The organism is Sciscionella marina DSM 45152 (genome assembly GCF_000379465.1).
GTDB lineage: Bacteria > Actinomycetota > Actinomycetes > Mycobacteriales > Pseudonocardiaceae > Sciscionella > Sciscionella marina.
Genome location: NZ_KB905465.1, coordinates 96,516 through 115,158, shown reverse-complemented (window position 1 = coordinate 115,158; position 18,643 = coordinate 96,516). Strand labels below are relative to the sequence as shown.

4 protein-coding genes are annotated in these 18,643 nt (G+C 70.0%); all 4 read left to right on the top strand.

Annotated features, from left to right (window positions below; genetic code table 11):
• The first annotated feature begins 81 nt into the window (after positions 1-81).
• From A37U_RS0141025 to A37U_RS0141010, 4 genes are read left to right on the top strand one after another with little or no spacing between them, the layout of a single operon-like run.
• The gene (locus A37U_RS0141025) at positions 82-1,434 is read left to right on the top strand and encodes a lysine N(6)-hydroxylase/L-ornithine N(5)-oxygenase family protein (RefSeq protein ID WP_020502472.1); all 1,353 of its coding nucleotides are present in this window, start codon (positions 82-84) and stop codon (positions 1,432-1,434) included.
• Complete coding sequence (locus tag A37U_RS0141020) at positions 1,431-17,207, top strand: non-ribosomal peptide synthetase (protein WP_020502471.1); 15,777 nt, start codon at positions 1,431-1,433, stop codon at positions 17,205-17,207. The genes A37U_RS0141025 and A37U_RS0141020 overlap by 4 nt, the downstream gene beginning before the upstream one ends.
• Complete coding sequence (gene panD / locus A37U_RS0141015; protein ID WP_020502470.1) at positions 17,207-17,638, top strand: aspartate 1-decarboxylase; 432 nt, start codon at positions 17,207-17,209, stop codon at positions 17,636-17,638. Before A37U_RS0141020 ends, panD begins: the two co-directional genes overlap by 1 nt.
• A complete protein-coding gene (locus A37U_RS0141010; RefSeq protein ID WP_020502469.1) occupies positions 17,632-18,636 on the top strand; it encodes an ABC transporter substrate-binding protein in 1,005 nt (334 codons plus the stop codon). Before panD ends, A37U_RS0141010 begins: the two co-directional genes overlap by 7 nt.
• Positions 18,637-18,643: the final 7 nt, after the last annotated feature.

Genomic DNA, 18,643 nt, shown 5'->3' with positions numbered 1-18,643 from the left:
ACCCATCTGGCGAACACAGGCTAACCTAAGTTAGGGTTCCCTAAAAATGCCACCGGAACGACACACGACGCGAGGACGGGCATGACACAGGGAATCACTCGGGATGATCTCCGCGACGGCACGACCAATGGGGTGAGGGCCGGGGCGGGCGAACCGGTGACATACGACGTCCTCGGGATCGGTTTCGGACCGTCGAATCTGGCCCTCGCGATCGCGCTCTCCGAGCACAACGAGGACAGCGACTCTCCGGTGACAGCGCGCTTTCTGGAACGCCAGCCGCGGTTCGGCTGGCATCGCGGGATGCTCCTGGAAGAGGCGACGATGCAGGTCTCGTTCCTCAAGGATCTGGTGACCATGCGTCGTCCGACGAGTGAATTCAGTTTCCTCAATTATTTACACGACAATGGACGGCTCGTCGATTTCATCAATCACAAAACTCTGTTTCCGTTGCGCGTCGAATTCCATGACTATTTGGAATGGTGCGCCGCCAAATTGCCCGGAATGGTGAGTTATGACACGTCCGTCACGGGACTTTCGGTGATCCGGGACGGCGAGGATGTCCGGTGTGTCGAAGTGCACACCGATGCGGGCAGTTACCGGGCGCGTCACGTGGTGTTCGGGACCGGTCTGGTGCCGAACCTGCCGAGCGGGATCGCCGAATCCCCGCGCGTCTGGCACAACCGCGATCTGCGCGGGCGGGTCGAATCGCTCGCGGGCACCGAGCCGAAGCGGTTCGTGGTGATCGGCGCCGGGCAGAGCGGGGCGGAGGTCACCGCGTATCTGCACGATCAGTTCCCCGGGGCCGAGGTGTGCGCGGTGTTCGCCCGCTACGGCTACAGTCCCTCGGACGACAGCCCGTTCGCGAACCGGATCTTCGACCCGGACGCGGTGGACGCCTTCTACGACGCCCCGGAGACGGTGAAGAACCGGCTGCTGGACTACCACGGGAACACCAACTACTCGGCGGTGGACCTGGAGCTGATCGAGGACCTCTACCGGCGGATGTACCAGGAGCGGGTGCTGGGCAAGCAGCGGCTGCGAGTGTGCAATCTCGCCGAGGCCCAGGGGGTGCACGAGACCGAGGACGGGGTGCGGGTCACGATCCGCTCCCTGGTCACCGGGGAACACACCGAACTGGAGGCGGACGCGGTCGTGTACGCGACCGGGTACCGGCCCGCGGACCCGAGCCCGCTGCTCGGCGAGCTCGAGCCCTACTGCGCCCGCGATGAGCAGGACCGGCTGCGGGTGGAGCGGGACTACCGGCTGCGCACCACGCCCCGAGTACGCGCCGGGCTCTACCTGCAGGGCGGAACCGAGCACACGCACGGGATCACTTCCTCGCTGCTGTCCAACACCGCCGTGCGGGTGGGGGAGATCCGCGACTCGCTGCTCGCGGCCCTGTCCAGGGAACCGGCGAAGGCGAGTGGCCGATGACCGAGGCGACCGAGGCGGGGAGTCCACAGCGGACCCTGCCGGGAACGGATGTGCGCGCCGGGATTCTCGCGCTGCTCTCGCACTACGCGGCCGCGGGGGAGGTACTGCTCGACGGCAACCGCGAGTTCGAGGTTCCCGGTTCGGTGAGCTTCGCCGAACTGACCGAGCGGTTGCACGGGATCGAGTTCTCCCTTGCCACCCAACGCGATCTGGACTTCGTGTTCCGAGTGGACGGTGACCGGGTCGGCCTGGAGTACCGCGCGGCCCCACTGCCCGGAACGGATGCCGGTGCAATGAACGCCGCAGCGCCGCTGGACCACCTGGAGCAATTGCTCGCCGGGGCACGGGCGGAACCGCGGACCCGGGTGGACGAACTCCCGCTGCTCTCCGCTGCCGAGCGCACCCGGATACTGCAGACCTGGAACGACACCGCGTGCCGGATCCCGCCGGTCACGCTCCCGGATCTGTTCGAGCGCCAGGTCGCCGAACGCGGCGAGGCCACCGCGCTGATCTTCGAAGCCAGCGAATCGAACTGCGTAGAACTGTCCTATGTGGAGCTCGACGCGCGGGCGAACGCGCTGGCGCACCTGTTGCGCGCGCGAGGGGTCACTGAGGAGGACGCGGTCGCGATCGCGCTGCCCCGTTCGGCCGAACTGATCATCGCCGAACTCGCGGTGCTCAAGGCCGGGGCGGCGTATCTGCCGGTCGACGTGGCCTATCCGGCCGACCGGGTGGCCTATCTGCTCGCCGATGCCGCGCCCGCCTGCGTGATCACCGGAAACGGGGCACTCGCGGGAACCGCGGATGTCCCGGTCCTCGAGCTCGAATCGCCGGAGGTGCGCGCCGAACTGGAGTCCGCACCGACCACCGCGCCGCGGCACGCGATCACCCCGGACAACGCCGCCTATCTGATCTACACATCCGGGACGACCGGGCGCCCCAAGGGCGTGGTCGTCACGCACTCCGGGGTGGCGAAACTCCTTGCCACCCAACAGGAACGCTTCGGTGTCGGCACGCACTCCCGGGTGTTGCAGTTCGCCTCGCCGAGCTTCGACGTGGCCTTCTGGGACCTGTGCCTCGGCCTCGGTTCCGGTGGCACGCTCATCGTGGTTCCCGAGCACCGCAGGGTCGCCGGACCGGAACTGACCGAGTACGCCGCCCGGCACGCGGCCAATTTCCTGATCCTCCCGCCCGCGCTGCTCGCCGCGCTGCCGCCGGACTGCACGCTGCCCGAGGGCGCCACCCTGCTCGCCGGCACCGAGCGGGTCGCCCCGGAACTGGTCGCCCGATACGCGGGCAGGCAGCGGATGTTCAACGCCTATGGGCCCACCGAGGCGACCGTGAACTCCACGCTCGGGGAATGCGCGCCCGGCGCCGAGCTCGTCCCGATCGGTCATCCGGACCCGGGAACCCGCGCCTATGTGCTCGATGCGCGGCTGCGCCCGGTTCCCGCCGGGGTTCCGGGGGAGCTCTACCTGGCGGGCAGCGGACTGGCGCGCGGATACCTGCGGCGCGGCGCGCTGTCCGCGGAACGGTTTCTCGCGGATCCTTTCGCGGCCGACCCGTTCGGCACGCCGGGGGAGCGGATGTACCGCACCGGCGATGTGGTGCGCTGGTTGCCGGACGGACGGCTGGACTTCCTCGGCAGGGCGGACAAACAGATCAAGATCCGCGGGTTCCGGGTGGAGCCGGGCGAGATCGAATCGGTGTTCGCCGAGCATCCGGAGATCGACCGGGTCGTGGTGCAGGCGCGCGAGGACCGGCGCGGTGGCACCTATCTGGCGGCCTATATCGTCGCCGCGCAAGGCAGCCGGCCCCAGGAGACCGCCCTGCGTGAATACGCGAAGGGCAAACTGCCCGCCTTCATGGTGCCCTCCTCGGTGGTGGCGCTTCCCGAACTTCCGGTGCTGCGCAGCGGAAAGATCGACTATGCGGCGCTGCCCGAACCGCAGCGGCGCAGCGGAACCGGCCGCGGTCCGCGCGACGATCTGGAGCGCGCGCTGTGCTCGGCCATGGCCGAGGTGCTCGGTCTGGACGAGGTCGGCGTCGACGAGGACTTCTTCGCGCTCGGCGGGCATTCGCTGCTGGCCACCCGGCTGATCATGCGGGCGCGCGCGAATGCCGCGGTGGAGCTCGACATCCGCACCGTGTTCAAGGAACCGACCGTCGCCGGGCTCGCTCAGCAGGCCCGCGCCGGGGCCGGTCAGGTGCGCCGGGCGCTGCGCCGCTCCCCGGTCCGCCCGGCACGGCCGCCGCTTTCCTATGCCCAGCAACGGTTGTGGTTCCTGCACAAGCTCGAGGGCCCCTCGCCGACCTACAACGTGCCGCTCGTGATGCGCCTTTCCGGGGCGGTGGACCACGCCGCGCTGCAGTCCGCGATCGGCGACCTGTTCGCCAGGCACGAGGCGCTGCGCACCGTGTTCGCCGAGGAGGACGGGGTCGCGTTCCAGCACGTGGTGGACGAGGCCGATATCGAGCTCGAAGAGCGCTCGGTGTCCGCGGACGCGGTGCAGCCCGCGATCGACGAGATCGTGCGGACCCGGTTCGATCTCGCCGCGGCGATCCCGTTCCGTGGTGTGCTGCTGCACCGCGACGAAGCCGAACACGTGCTCGTGCTGGTGTTCCACCACATCGCCACCGACGGCTGGTCGCTCGGTCCGCTGTGGCAGGACCTGGCGACCGCGTACACCGCGCGGCTGGCCGGTTCCCCGCCGGCTTGGGGACTGCTTCCGGTGCAGTACGTGGACTACACGCTCTGGCAGCGCGAACTGCTCGGCGCCGCAACGGAACCGGACACCATGGCCCCGAAGACGATGGCGACAGCCCAGCTGGACTATTGGCGTGCCGCGCTCGCCGGGCTTCCGGACCGCATCGAACTGCCACTCGATCGCCCGCATCCGGCGCACGCAAGCTATGCGGGCGAGCTGTTCACCTTCGGCTGGGACGCGCGCCTGCACACCGCGCTCGGTGAACTCGCCCGCGCCCGCTCGGCGAGCGTGTTCATGGTCGTGCACGCCGGGCTCGCCGCGCTGCTGACCCGGCTCGGCGCGGGCACCGACATCCCGATCGGTTCCCCGGTAGCCGGGCGCGGCGATGTTGCCCTGGACGGTCTGGTCGGGTTCTTCGTGAACACCCTCGTGCTGCGCGCCGACACATCCGGGGACCCGCGGTTCACCGAACTGCTGGACCGGGTGCGGGAACGGGACCTGGATGCCCTCGCGCATCAGGAGGTTCCGTTCGAGCGGCTGGTCGAGGAGCTGAACCCGACCAGGAGCCTCGCACACCACCCGCTGTTCCAGGTGATGCTGGCCTGGCAGAACACCCCGGACGCGGGCGTGTCGATCCCCGGCCTGGACACCGCGGAACTGACCGCGTCCACCAGCACGGCGAAGTTCGATCTGTGGATCTCCATCTCGGAACCCGAGGACGGCGGGCTGCGCGGGCTCGTCGAGTTCAACACCGATGTGTTCGACCGCTCGAGCGTGGAACTGATCGTGCGGCGGCTGCACGATCTGCTCGCGGCCGTGTGCGCGGAACCGGAAACCCGCATCGGTGAACTGGAACTGCTCGACGCGGGCGCGCGCGCCGCACTGGCCACCGCCGAAACCGGTGCCACACAGCGGATCGAACACGGCACTCTGCCGGAACTGCTTGCCGCGCCAGGGGTTACCGATTCGGTAGCGCTGGTGTCCGGTGATCGCGAGTACCGCTACACCGAACTGCACGAGTACACCAATCGGCTCGCCCGGCTGCTCATCGAGCGCGGGGCGGGACCGGAGAAGATCGTGGCGCTCGCGCTGCCCCGCTCACCGCAGCTGGTGTTCGCGATCCTCGCCGTGCTCAAGGCGGGCGCGGCGTACCTGCCGCTGGATCCGCGGCATCCGGCCGAGCGCACCGAATCGGTGCTCGCCGAGGCGGAACCGGTGTGCGTGCTCGACGTGGCAGAACTGGCCGCCCTCGAACACGAACTGGACCGGTTCCCCGCGACCCCGCCGGAGACCGGACTGCGCCCCGAGCATCCCGCCTATGTCATCTACACCTCGGGTTCCACGGGGCGGCCCAAGGGAGTCGTGGTCTCACACGGGGCCATCGTGAATCGCCTGGAGTGGATGCAACACGAGTACCGGTTCACCCCTGCCGACCGGGTACTGCAGAAAACGCCCGCCACCTTCGACGTCTCGGTCTGGGAACTGCTGCTGCCGCTCGCGAACGGGGCGGTGGAGGTGCTCGCCGAGGACGGGCGGCACGGCGACCCCGACTACCTCGCGACGCTCATCGACGAGGCCGGGGTGACCGTCACCCACTTCGTTCCCTCCATGCTGCGCGAATTCCTCGCCGCGGAACCGGCCGGGCTGGACACCCTGCGCCTGGTGTTCTGCTCGGGTGAGGCGCTGCCGAACGAACTCGCCGAGGCGCTACTCGAGCGGCTGCCGGAAGTGAGGCTGCACAACCTGTACGGGCCGACCGAGGCCGCCGTGGATGTCACCGCCTGGGCCTGTGTTCCCGGGCAGTCCAGTGTGCCGATCGGCCATCCGGTGTGGAACACCGCCACCTATGTGCTCGACGAGCGGCTGCGCCCGGTGCCGAGCGGGGTGGCCGGTGAGCTGTACCTGGCCGGTGCCCAGCTGGCGCGCGGTTATCTGCGCCGCGCCGGGCTCACCGCGGAACGGTTCCTCGCCGATCCGAACATGCCGGGACAGCGGATGTATCGCACCGGGGATGTGGTGCGCCGCCGCACCGACGGTGCCTTGGAATACCTCGGCCGCAGCGATGACCAGATCAAGCTGCGCGGCCAGCGGATCGAACCGGGGGAGATCGCCAGCTGTCTCGCCGGGCATCCGGACGTGGCGCAGGCGGTCGTGGTGCCGCGCGCGGAGCGGCTGATCGGCTACGTGGTCCCCGAAGGGGAGACCGATCCCGAGGCGCTGCGCGGATTCCTCGCGGAATCCCTGCCCGCGTACATGGTGCCCGCGGCGATCGTCACGCTGGAGAAGTTCCCGGTCACCGCGAACGGGAAGCTGGACAAGCCCGCGCTGCCCGCCCCGGAGATCACCGTCTCCACCCGGGAACCGCGCACCGAGCAGGAGCGGCTGCTGCACGGCCTGTTCACCGAACTGCTCGGACTCGATTCGGTCGGCGTGGACGACGACTTCTTCGCACTCGGCGGGCATTCGCTGCTCGCCACCCGGCTGGTGGCCAGGCTGCGCCGCGGTGGCGGCGCGAACATCGAGCTGCGCACCGTGTTCGCGAACCCGACCATCGCCGGGCTGGCCGCGCTGCTCGACGGTGAGCGTCCCGCCGTACAGCGACCGGCGGTCCGCGCGATGGCCCGCCCGGAGCATCCGCCGCTTTCCTTCGCCCAGCTGCGGTTGTGGTTCCTGCAACGGTACGAAGGCCCCTCGGCGACCTACTCGGTCCCACTCGTGCTGCGGTTGCGCGGGGAACTCGACGTGGACGCGCTGCGTTCCGCGCTCGCCGATGTGCTCGACCGCCACGAGGTGCTGCGCACCGTGTTCGAGACCGAGGACGGCATGCCATGGCAGCGAGTGCTCGGACACGCCGAGATTCCCTTGCACACTCAGGATCTGCACATCAGGGAGATCGAGGACCGGCGACTGGCCGAGACGCTGCGCGATCTGGTGCGCGAGCCGTTCGAGCTCGGCACCGAGCTGCCGATGCGCTTCGATCTGTTGCGCCGCGGCCCCCGGGAACACGTGCTGGTGCTGCTGTTCCACCACATTGTCTCGGATGGGTGGTCGATGGCCCCGCTGTGGCGCGATCTCGCCGAGGCCTATTCGGCGCGCCGGGCCGGTGCCGCCCCGGACTGGTCCCCGCTTCCGGTCCAATACGTGGATTACGCGCTGTGGCAACGGGAACTGCTTGGGGACCTCGCGGACCCGGAGAGCGAGGGACATCGCCAGCTCGAACACTGGCGCAGGGCACTGAGCGGAATCCCGGACCGGATCGCGCTGCCCACCGACCGCGCCCATCCCGCGCGCGCCTCGTTCCGCGGTGAGCTGTTCACCCACGACTGGGACGCCGAACTGCGCGACGGGCTCGCCGCGCTGGCGAACGAGTCCGGGGCGAGCGTGTTCATGGTGGTGCATGCCGGGCTCGCCGCGCTGCTGACCCGGCTCGGCGCGGGCACCGACATCCCGATCGGCTCCCCGATCGCCGGGCGCACCGATACCGCGCTCGACGAGCTCGTCGGGTTCTTCGTGAACACCCTGGTGCTGCGGGTGGACACCGCCGGAAACCCGACCTTCCGCGAACTGCTCGGCCAGGTGCGGGAACGGAACCTGGACGCGTACGCCAACCAGGACCTGCCCTTCGAGCGGCTGGTCGAGGAACTGAACCCGAAGCGTTCCCCGGCGTATCACCCGCTGTTCCAGGTGATGCTCGCCGGGCAGAACAACACCCGCGCGCAGGCGGAGTTCGCCGGACTGGAAACCGGGCACGAGCTCGTCACGACCGGGGCCGCCAAGTTCGACCTGTCGATCTCGGTCTACGAGGGCGGGGATACCGGAAACAGCGGCGTCGAACTGGTCGTCGAATACAACACCGATGTGTTCGAACGGGCCACCGTGGAACTGATCGTGGCCCGGCTGGGCAGCGTGCTGCGCGCCGTCATCGCGGATCCGGACATCCGCATCGGGGGCATCGATCTGCTCACCGCGAGCGAACGCGAGGCGGTGCACCGCTGGACGGGCGCGGACGAACGGATCACCGAGCGCACCCTTCCCGAGTTGTTCGCCGAACAGGTGCGGGCCCGCCCGGATGCGGTCGCCCTGGCCACGGAGGACGGCAAGCACAGCTACGCCGAACTCTCCGCCGCGGTGAACCGGCTCGCGCGGGTGCTCATCGACCGCGGGGCCGGACCGGAGACCGTGGTCGCGATCGCACTGCCGCGCACCGCGGAGCTCACCATCGCCCAGCTCGCCGTGCTCACCGCGGGCGCGGCCTATCTGCCGGTGGACACCGACTATCCGCTGGAGCGGCTGCGGCTGCTGCTCACCGACGGCGCCCCGCTTGCCGTGCTCACCACGAGTGAGCTGGCCGCCCAACTCCCGGATGCCGCGCCGTTCCTGATGCTCGACGGCCCGGAACTGACCGCGGCGCGCGCTGCCGCCTCCCCGGAACCGGTGTCCGATGTGGACCGGAAGGCCCCGCTGCGGGTGGACAATCTCGCCTACCTGATCTACACATCCGGTTCCACCGGGAGACCGAAGGGCGTGCTGCTGACTCATTCCGGGGTCGCGAAGCTGGTCGCCACCCAGACCGAGCGGTTCGGCCTCGGCCCGGAGACCCGGGTGCTGCAGTTCGCCTCGCCGAGCTTCGACGTGGCCTTCTGGGATCTCGTGCTCGCCCTGTGCTCCGGTGGCCGACTGGTCACCGTGCCCGCGTGGCGGCGGGTCGCCGGGCCGGAACTGACCGAGTTCGCGCTCGAACACCGGACGGACATGATGATCCTGCCGCCCGCGCTGCTCGACGCGCTGCCGGAGGAGTGCACGCTTCCGGAGAATTCCGTGCTGCTGGCCGGAACCGAGCGCATCTCGCCGCGGCTGGTGCAGCGCTGGGCACACGGGCGGCGGATGTTCAACGCCTACGGCCCGACCGAGGCCACAGTGAACTCCACCCTCGGGCTCTGCGATCCGGCCGAGCTCGCCGAGGCCTCCGTGGTGCCGATCGGGGTGCCCGATCCAGGTGCCCGCGCCTATGTTCTCGACGCCGAACTGCGTCCCGTTCCGCCCGGAATCGCGGGCGAACTGTACCTCGGCGGTCTCGGGCTGGCCCGCGGCTATCACCGGCGCGCCGACCTGACCGCCGAGCGCTTCCTCGCGGATCCCTTTGCAGCAGGGTCGTTCGCCGGAGCGGGACGGCGTATGTACCGCACCGGGGATGTGGTGCGCTGGACCGGGGACGGCAGGCTGGTCTTCCTCGGCCGTGCGGACGAACAGGTGAAGGTGCGCGGATTCCGGGTGGAACCGGGCGAGATCGAGACGGTGCTCACCGAACACCCGGGCATCGCCTCCGCCGTGGTCACCGCCGAGGACGGCAGGCTCACCGGCTACGTCGTCCCCGCCGAGGGCAAGGGTGCCGAGGACACCGAGCTCGTCGGCGAATGGCAGGAGCTGCACGAGCTGGTGTTCGCCGATGCCGAATCCGGCGGCATGGAAGAGAACTTCGCCGGATGGAACTCCAGCTACGACGGCGATCCCATTCCGCTCGAGCAGATGCGCGAATGGCACGCGGCCACCATCGAACGGATCCGGTCACTGGAACCGCGCCGGGTGCTCGAGATCGGCGTGGGCTCCGGGCTGATCCTGTCCATGATCGCCCCGGACTGCGAATCCTATTGGGGCGTCGACCTTTCCGAGCGTGCGGTGGCGAACCTGCGCGCCTCGCTCGCGCAGCGTCCCGAGCTGGACGCGAAGGTCGAGCTGGCCGCGCGCGCCGCGCACGACCTCTCCGGGATGCCGCGCGGCTACTTCGACACGGTCGTGATCAACTCGGTCGCACAGTACTTCCCGAGCGCGAACTACCTGGAGCAGGTGCTCGGCAACGCACTGGAATTCCTGGCCCCCGAGGGGCGGATCTTCCTCGGCGACATCCGGAATCTGCGCACCCTGCCCACCTTCCGCACCGCGATCGCGCTGCACCGCGCCGAAGCGGGCGACACCGCCGCAGATGTGCTCGCCGCGGCGGAACGCGGACTGTCCGGGGAAGGCGAACTGGTGCTCGATCCGGAATTCTTCGCGCGGTTCACCGAGAATTCCGGCTCGCTCGGCCGGTGCACCGTGCTCGCCAAACGCGGCGTGTTCCACAACGAACTGACCAGGCACCGTTACGATGTGGTGCTGGAGAAGGGTGAGCCGCAGGCCCCGGCCGAGGAAGTGGAACTGACCGGAACCGCGGACCTGGCCGGGGTGTATCCGCGAAGGGCCCGGCTGCGCGGCGTGCCGAACGGCAGGCTGACCGCGGAACGGCGCGCCGAGACCGCGCTGTCCGAAGGAGACCTCGACCGCGCCCGCGAACTGCTCGGCACCGAGGTGCCCGAAACCGATCCCGAGGAACTGGTGCGGATCGGGGAACAGGCCGGATACCGGGTGTTCTTCGCGCCCGCCGAGGAGGACACCCTGGATGTGGTGTTCACCGCGCAACCGCGACCGGAAACGGTGTACCGGCGGATCGAGGTGACCGGGGCGGTGAGCAACACGCCGTCCGGGGGAAGCGATACCGGGGCGCTGCTGGCCGCGCTGCGTGAACACACCGCCGCGCGACTGCCCGATTACCTGGTTCCCTCGGCCTTCCTGGTACTCGACCGATTCCCCTTGCTGCCCAGCGGGAAGATCGACCGCGCCGCCCTTCCCGAACCGCAGCGGGAGAGCTCCGGCCGGGATCCGCGGACCCCGGCCGAAGAGACGCTGTGCGCGATCTTCGCCGAGGTGCTCGGTATGGACCGGGTCGGTGCGGACGAGAACTTCTTCGAACTCGGCGGCCATTCGCTGCTCGCCACCCGGCTCGTCGGCCGGATCCGCGAGGCTATGGGCGTCCCGATCGCGATCCGCGCGGTGTTCGAGGCGCCGAGCGTCGCCGCGCTGGCCGAGCTGCTCCCCGCCGAGCCCGCACCGGAATCCGGGGACCGGCCCGTGCTGCGTGCGGTGCCCGAGCGCCCGGAACATCTGCCGCTTTCCTATGCGCAGCAACGGTTGTGGTTCCTCTATCAGCTCGAAGGCGCCTCGGCGACCTACAACATGCCGCTGGCCGTCCGGTTGCGCGGCGAGCTGGACCTGACCGCGCTGCGTGGTGCGCTCACCGATGTGCTCGACCGCCACGAGGCACTGCGCACCGTGTTCCCCGCGCAGGAAGGCATGCCGTGGCAACGGATCCTGACCGAGACCGAGCCGGTGCTCGATGTGCGCCCCGCCGGGGAGCTCGAGGCGCAGGTGGACGAGCTCGCGCGGATTCCCTTCGCCATCGAACACGAACTCCCGGTCCGCGCCCATGTGCTGCGCGTGGCCGAACGAGAACACGTGCTCGTGCTCGTGCTGCACCACATCGCGGGCGACGGTTGGTCCATGGGTCCACTGTGGACGGATCTGGCGGAGGCCTACCGGGCGCGCCGGGCCGGGCTGAGTCCACAATGGACGCCGCTGACCGTGCAGTACGCGGATTACACGCTCTGGCAACGGGAACAGCTCGCCGATGCGGTGTTCCCCGCGCAGCTCGGTTACTGGCGGGACCGGCTCGCCGGGCTGCCCGAACGCATCGAGTTGCCCACCGATCGCCCGCATCCGCCGGTGAGCGCCTACCGTGGTTCCTCGTTCACCGTGTACTACCCGCAGGCGCTGCGGGAGTCCGCCGAACTGCTCGCGAAGGAGCACGGGGCGAGCCTGTTCATGGTGGTGCACGCCGCGCTCGCCGCGCTGCTGCACCGGCTCGGCGCGGGAACCGACATCCCCATCGGCACCGCGATCGCCGGGCGCACCGAACCCGCGCTCGAAGGACTCGTCGGGTTTTTCGTGAACACCCTCGTGCTGCGCACCGATCTGTCCGGGCAACCGAGCTTCACCGAACTGCTCGCCCGGGTCCGGGAAGACGGCCTCGAGGCGTACGCCAATCAGGATGTCCCGTTCGAGCGGCTGGTCGAGGAACTGAACCCGGCACGCTCGCTGGCCTATCACCCGCTGTTCCAGACCATGCTCGCCTGGCAGGACACCTCCGCGGTCGGCGCGGGCCTTCCCGGGCTCGAATCGAGCGAGGTCGAGGTGCACACCGGGACGGCGCGCGCCGATCTCGTGCTGTTCGTCGGGGCACAGGACGGCATCCGGGTGGACGCCGAGTTCAACACCGAGGTGTTCGAGGAATCGACCGTGCGCGATCTCCTCACCAGGCTGCGCACCCTGCTGGACGCGGTCACCAGGAATCCGCGGGCGCGCATCACCGAGCACGAACTGCTCGGCGCACCGGAACGGGCCCGGCTCACCGCTCCGGCCCCGGCCACCCCGGTCCCGGGCAGTGCCGCCGAACTGTTCGCCGACCAGGTGCGCGCACGACCGGAGGCGACCGCGTTGCGGGTGGCCGGTCAGGACTGGAGCTACGCGGAACTCGACGCCGCGGCCGCGGCCTTCGCCGGGGCGCTGCGCGAACACGGAGCAGGCCCGGAAACCGTGGTGGCCCTTGCCCTTCCACGGTCCGCGCGGCTGGTGACCGCGCTGCTCGGCGTGCTGCGCCTCGGGGCCGCCTATCTGCCGCTGGATCTCAACCAGCCGCGGCGGCGGGTCGGGGAGATGCTGGCGAGCACCGGTGCGCGGATCCTGGTCACCACCGCTGAGAGTGTGGGCGCCGATGGCGGGGATCTGCTCGCAGACAGCGGGATCATCCGCGTGCACCCGGATGAACGCGGACCGGTGACCGCGAACCCGGTGCATCCGGATCAGCTCGGTTATGTGCTGTTCACCTCCGGATCGACCGGGGTGCCGAAACCGGTCGCCGGAACCCAGCGGGCGCTCGCGAACCGGCTCGCCGCTCTGGCCCGCCCGATCGGGCCCCGGCTGGCGAAAAGCGCGCTCACCTTCATCGATGGCTCGACCGAACTGCTCGGTGCGCTCGTCTCCGGGGACCCGCTGGTGCTCGCCGAGGACGCCCAGGCAGCCGATCCGCTCGCGATCGCCGAACTCGCCGAACGGGAGGAGATCCGCGCGCTCACCGTGGTGCCGAGCCTGCTCGCCACGCTGCTGGACACCGCACCGGAAGGCGCGCTCGCCACCGTCACCGACTGGGTGACCAGCGGGGAACCGCTGAGCGCGGCGCTGGCCGCCCGGTTCGCCCGGATGCTGCCGCACGCGCGACTGGTCAACCTGTACGGCTGCTCCGAGCTCGCCGGGGACAGCCTCGGGCACCCGGTGCTGGACGCGGATGCGCGCATCGGCAGCCCGATCGCGAACACCGGCGCCTATGTGCTCGACGCGGCGCTGCGGCCGGTGCCCGACGGGGTGCGCGGGGAGTTGTACCTGTCCGGGTCCGGCCTCGCACGCGGTTATCTCGGTATGCCCGCGCGGACCGCGGAACGGTTCGTGGCGAACCCGTTCGGGACAGGTGTTCGCCTGTACCGCACCGGGGATGTGGTCCGCAGGGGACGGGACGGAGTGCTCGAACACCTCGGCCGCGCCGACGACCAGCTCAAGGTGCGCGGGGTGCGGATCGAACCGGGCGAGATCACCGCGGCCATCGAGCGGTACCCGGAGGTGCGCTCCTGCGCGGTGCGTGCCGACGGGGACCGGCTGATCGGTTACGTGACCCCGGAGACCGTGGACACCCAAGGGCTCGGCCGGTTCCTCGCCGACCGCCTGCGGGGTGCGCTCCTCCCGGACGCGATCCTCGCGCTCGCCGCGCTTCCCTTGGGAGCGAACGGGAAACTCGACGTTTCCGCGCTCCCGGTACCCGCGCCGGCGAGCCTGGACCGGCCGGATTCCCCCGTGGTCACGGCACTGCGCGAACTGTTCGCGGATGTGCTCGGCCTGGACCGGATCGGCGCGGAGGACAACTTCTTCACCCTCGGCGGGCACTCACTGCTCGCCACCCGGCTGGTGAGCCGGATCCGCGCGATGTTCGGCGCGGACATCGGGCTGCGCGCGGTGTTCGACGCACCGAGCCCGGAACGGCTCGCCGAACACATCGGGCGCAGCCGGGTCGCGACCGGGGCGCTCACCCGAAGGCAGCGCCCGGAACGGATCCCGCTTTCCTTCGCCCAGCAGCGATTGTGGTTCCTGGACCGGCTTTCCGGGCCGAGCTCCACCTACACCATCGCGTGGAGCTGGCGGCTGGCCGGGCGACCGGACGAGACCGCGCTCGGGCGGGCACTGGACGATCTGCTCACCCGGCACGAGGCACTGCGCACGCTGATCCTCGAGGAAGGCGGCACGCCGTACCAGTACGTACTCGACCAGGAGGATCCACGCGCGCATGTACGTCTCGAGGTGCGGGACTGCGCGCAGGCGGAACTGCCCGCGCTGCTCGCCGAGGCCGCGGGGCACTGCTTCGCGATCGAGGCCGAGGTTCCGTTGCGCGCCTGGGTTTTCCGGCTCGGCGGGGAAAGCGTGCTGCTGCTGGCCGCGCACCACATCGCCGCGGACGGCTGGTCGCTTCCCCCGCTGCGCCGCGATCTGGAAGCCGCCTACCGGTCCCGGCTCGACGGTGTGCCTCCGGAATGGACACCGCTGGGTGTGCAGTACGTGGATTACACGCTCTGGCAACGGGAACAGCTCGACGAACAGACCATGCGGCGGCAGGCGGACCACTGGCGCGATGCGCTCGCCGGTGCCCCGGTCGAGCTCGAGCTGCCCACCGACTGGCCGCGCCCGGTGCGCTCCAGCGGTCGCGGCGGGCTGGTCCGGTTTTCCGTGCCCACCGATGTCCATAGTGGACTCCGCGCCCTCGCCACCGAATCGAACACGAGCGTGTTCATGGTGCTGCACGCGGCGCTGGCCACGCTGCTGCACCGGATCGGGGCGGGCGCGGACATCCCGATCGGTACCCCGATCGCCGGGCGCACCGAGCACGCGCTGGATGAGCTGGCCGGGTTCTTCGTGAACACCCTCGTGCTGCGCACCGATCTGTCCGGGGCACCGAGTTTCGCCGAACTGCTCGCCCGGGTCCGGGAGACCGATCTCGCCGCATACGCGAACGCGGATCTGCCCTTCGAGCGACTGGTGGAACTGCTCAACCCGCCGCGGTCGCTGGCCCGGCATCCGCTGTTCGGGGTCATGCTCGCGGTCTATCACGGTTCCCGGGACCGGGAGCGGCTGCTCGGCTTCGACGCGGAGTGGGCCGATCCCGGTGCGCGGGCGGCGAAGTTCGACCTGTCCTTCGATCTGGTCGAGTTCGCCGGCGGCACGGGCATCGAGGGCGAGATCGAGTACAGCGCGGACCTGTTCGACGAACCCAGCGTCGAACGGCTCGCCACCCGGTTCCTCGCCGTGCTGCGCGGGGTACTCGCCGATCCGCACCGACCGGTGCGCGAACTCGAGGTGCTGCTGCCCGAGGAGCGTGCCCGGGTACTGGACTGGGGAACGGGTGCCGCGCCCGCGCCGGTGCGCACGATGGCCGAACTGTTCACCGAGGCGGCGCACCGCGATCCGGAGTCGAACGCGCTCTCGGATGAACACGGGACGCTGAGCTTCGCCGCGCTCGAGGACCGGGTCGCCCGGTTGTCCCGGCGGCTCGCCGCTGCCGGTGCGCGGCCGGGAACCGTGGTGGCGCTTGCCCTTTCCCGATCCGCCCGGGTGTACGAGGCCATTCTCGGGGTGTTCGCCTCGGGCGCGGCTTATCTGCCGATCGACCCGGCGCAGCCGCTGGCCCGCACAGAGCAGGTGTTCGCGGACGCCCGTCCGGTCCTGGTGCTCACCGACGGGAGCGCCGCCCTTCCCGGGGAGGTGCCCCGCATCGAGCTCGACGGGCCGGACCGGCCGGACGCGCTCGTGCGGGCACCGCGGCCCGGGGATCCAGCCTATGTGCTCTACACCTCCGGATCGACCGGTACGCCGAAGGGCGTGGTGATCCCGCATTCGGCGCTGGCGAACCTGTTCCACAGCCACCGGGAGACCCTGCACCGCCCGGCGAGGGAACGCGCCGGGCGGCGTCTGCGGGCCGGGCATGCCTGGCCGTTCGCCTTCGACGCCTCCTGGCAGCCCCAGCTGTGGCTGTTCGACGGCAACGAGGTGCACGTGGTCGCCGAGGACACCAGGCGGGACCCGGAACTGCTCGGCGCGGCGATCCGCGAACGCGGTCTCGACTTCATCGAGCTGACCCCTTCGCAGCTGGATCTGCTCGGGCTCGCCGACGGCGAGCTCACCGCGGTCGGTATCGGCGGGGAAGCGGTCTCCTCGGCGCTGTGGGAGCGGCTGCGCGGGCTGCGCGAAACGGCCGCCTACAACCTGTACGGGCCGACCGAGGCGACCGTGGACGCGCTCGTCGCCGAGGCGGGAGACAGCGAACGGCCGGTGATCGGGCGACCGGTCGCCGGGGCGCGGGCCTATGTGCTGGACGTCGCGCTGCGCCCGGTTCCGCCCGGGGTGAGTGGGGAGCTCTACCTGGCCGGTGCCGGGCTCGCACACGGGTATCTGGGGCGCGGCGAGCTCACCGCGGAACGGTTCCTTGCCGACCCGTTCGGCGCGCCGGGGGAGCGCATGTACCGCACCGGTGACCTGGCGCGCTGGACACCGGAGGGGCAGCTGAGCTACCTCGGCCGGGCGGACGACCAGGTCAAGATCCGCGGGTTCCGCATCGAACCGGGAGAGGTCGCCGCCGCGCTGCGCGGTGTTCCCGGCGTGCGGGATGCCGCGGTCACCGTGCACGGCGAACGGCTGATCGGTTACGTGGTCGGCGAACCCGAGGATCCCCGCGCTGCGCTGCTCGGGGTGCTTCCCGGTTATCTGGTGCCCTCGCCGATCGTCCGGGTCGAGCGGATCCCGTTGACCCGCAACGGAAAGGTCGACCTCGATGCCCTTCCGGTGCCCGCGGAGCAGGACGTGGGACGGAATCCGGAAGGCCCGGTGGAGCGGCGGCTGTGCGAGCTGTTCGGCACCGTGCTGGAGACCGCCAAGGTCGGGCCGGAGCAGGATTTCTTCACCCTCGGCGGGCACTCGATGTCCCTCGTCCGGCTGCGCGCCGCGATCGCGGAGGAGTTCGGCGCGCACCTGTCCATCGCCGAACTGTTCACCGTCACCAGTCCGGCCGCGATCGCCGCGCGACTGTCCACCATGGAGGAATGATGCGCAGAACCCTGCTGTACGCCAAGATTCACCGGGCCACGGTGACCGAGGCCGACCTGCACTACGTCGGCTCGCTGACCATCGACGCCGAACTGCTCGCCGCATCCGGAATCGTGGATGGGGAGCTCGTGCAGGTCGTCGACATCAGCAACGGGGCGCGGCTGGAGACCTACGCGATCACCGGCCCGCCGGCCAGCGGGGTCATCGGGATCAACGGGGCGGCCGCGCATCTGGTGCACCCGGGTGATTTGGTGATCATCATGAGTTTCGCCCAGCTCGAGGAGCACGAGATCGCCGGACACCGGCCGAATATCGTGCACGTGGACGAAGCCAACCGGGTCGTGGCACTCGGCAACGACGCCGCCGAACCGGTTCCCGGATCGGCCGAACACAACGGCCGCAGGACAGGAAGGGAAGACCAACAGTGCTGAACACGCGCATGGGAAGGCGGGGGTTCCTCGCGGTCGCCGGGGCAGGCGCCGCCACGGCACTCGCGGCCTGCGGCAGCGGGCAGTCCGGCTCCGGGGCCGGAAGCTGGGAGTACACCGACGATCTGGGCAAGCACATCCGCCGTGACGGGCAGCCGAAACGGATCGTGGCCTACGTCAGCTGCGCGGCCGCGCTGTGGGACTTCGGGATCCACCCGGTGGGCGTGTTCGGCCCGCAGCGCGACGACGATGGCGGCAAGTCCCTGCAGGCGGGCAATATCGACCTCGGCAAGGTCACCAGCGTCGGCAACGGCTACGACGATTTCAACATCGAGAAGGTGGCCTCGCTCAAACCCGACCTGGTCATCACCGGCCTTGCCGGGGACAAGCCCGCCGATCGCTGGATCCTCAAGGACCAGCTCGCGGACAAGGTCGAGAAACTGGCCCCGGTGCTGGCCATCCAGGAGTCCAAGAAGCCACAGCCCAAGGTGATCGAAGCCTACGGCAAACTCGCCCAGCGGCTCGGCGCGGACCTCGCGGGCATCAAGAAGGCGCGCGAGGAGTTCGAGAAGACCGGCGAGGAACTGCGCTCGGCGCTGCGCGAGAAGCAGGGGCTGCGGGTCGAGGTCGTCTACGGGGACAACGAGGGCATGTACGTGGCCAACCCGAAGTTCTACTCCGACCTCATCTACTACACCCAGCTCGGCATGCAGCTACTCGGCGGGGCGGGCGGGGCCGACCAGTTCTATGAGCAGCTTTCCTGGGAACGGGCGGACAAGTACCCGGCGGATCTGATTCTCGCGGACTCGCGGAAGTTCTCCCTTTCCGCCGACCAGATGAAACAGAAGTTCCCCACGTTCCGCCAGCTGCCCGCGGTCAAGGCGAACCAGATCGGCGCCTGGAACGGCGAACCGCGGTTCAGCTACCAGCTGGCCACCCCCGAACTGCAGCGCGTCGTGGACGCGGTCAAGAAGGCGAAACCCGGAATCGCCGGAAAATAGGAGATAT

Excerpts from the sequence above, each read along its gene's own strand:
- A37U_RS0141020 (WP_020502471.1), top strand. The coding sequence starts at position 1,431 with ATGACCGAGGCGACCGAGGCGGGGAGTCCACAGCGGACCCTGCCGGGA.
- A37U_RS0141025 (WP_020502472.1), top strand. The coding sequence starts at position 82 with ATGACACAGGGAATCACTCGGGATGATCTCCGCGACGGCACGACCAAT.
- panD (WP_020502470.1), top strand. The coding sequence starts at position 17,207 with ATGCGCAGAACCCTGCTGTACGCCAAGATTCACCGGGCCACGGTGACC.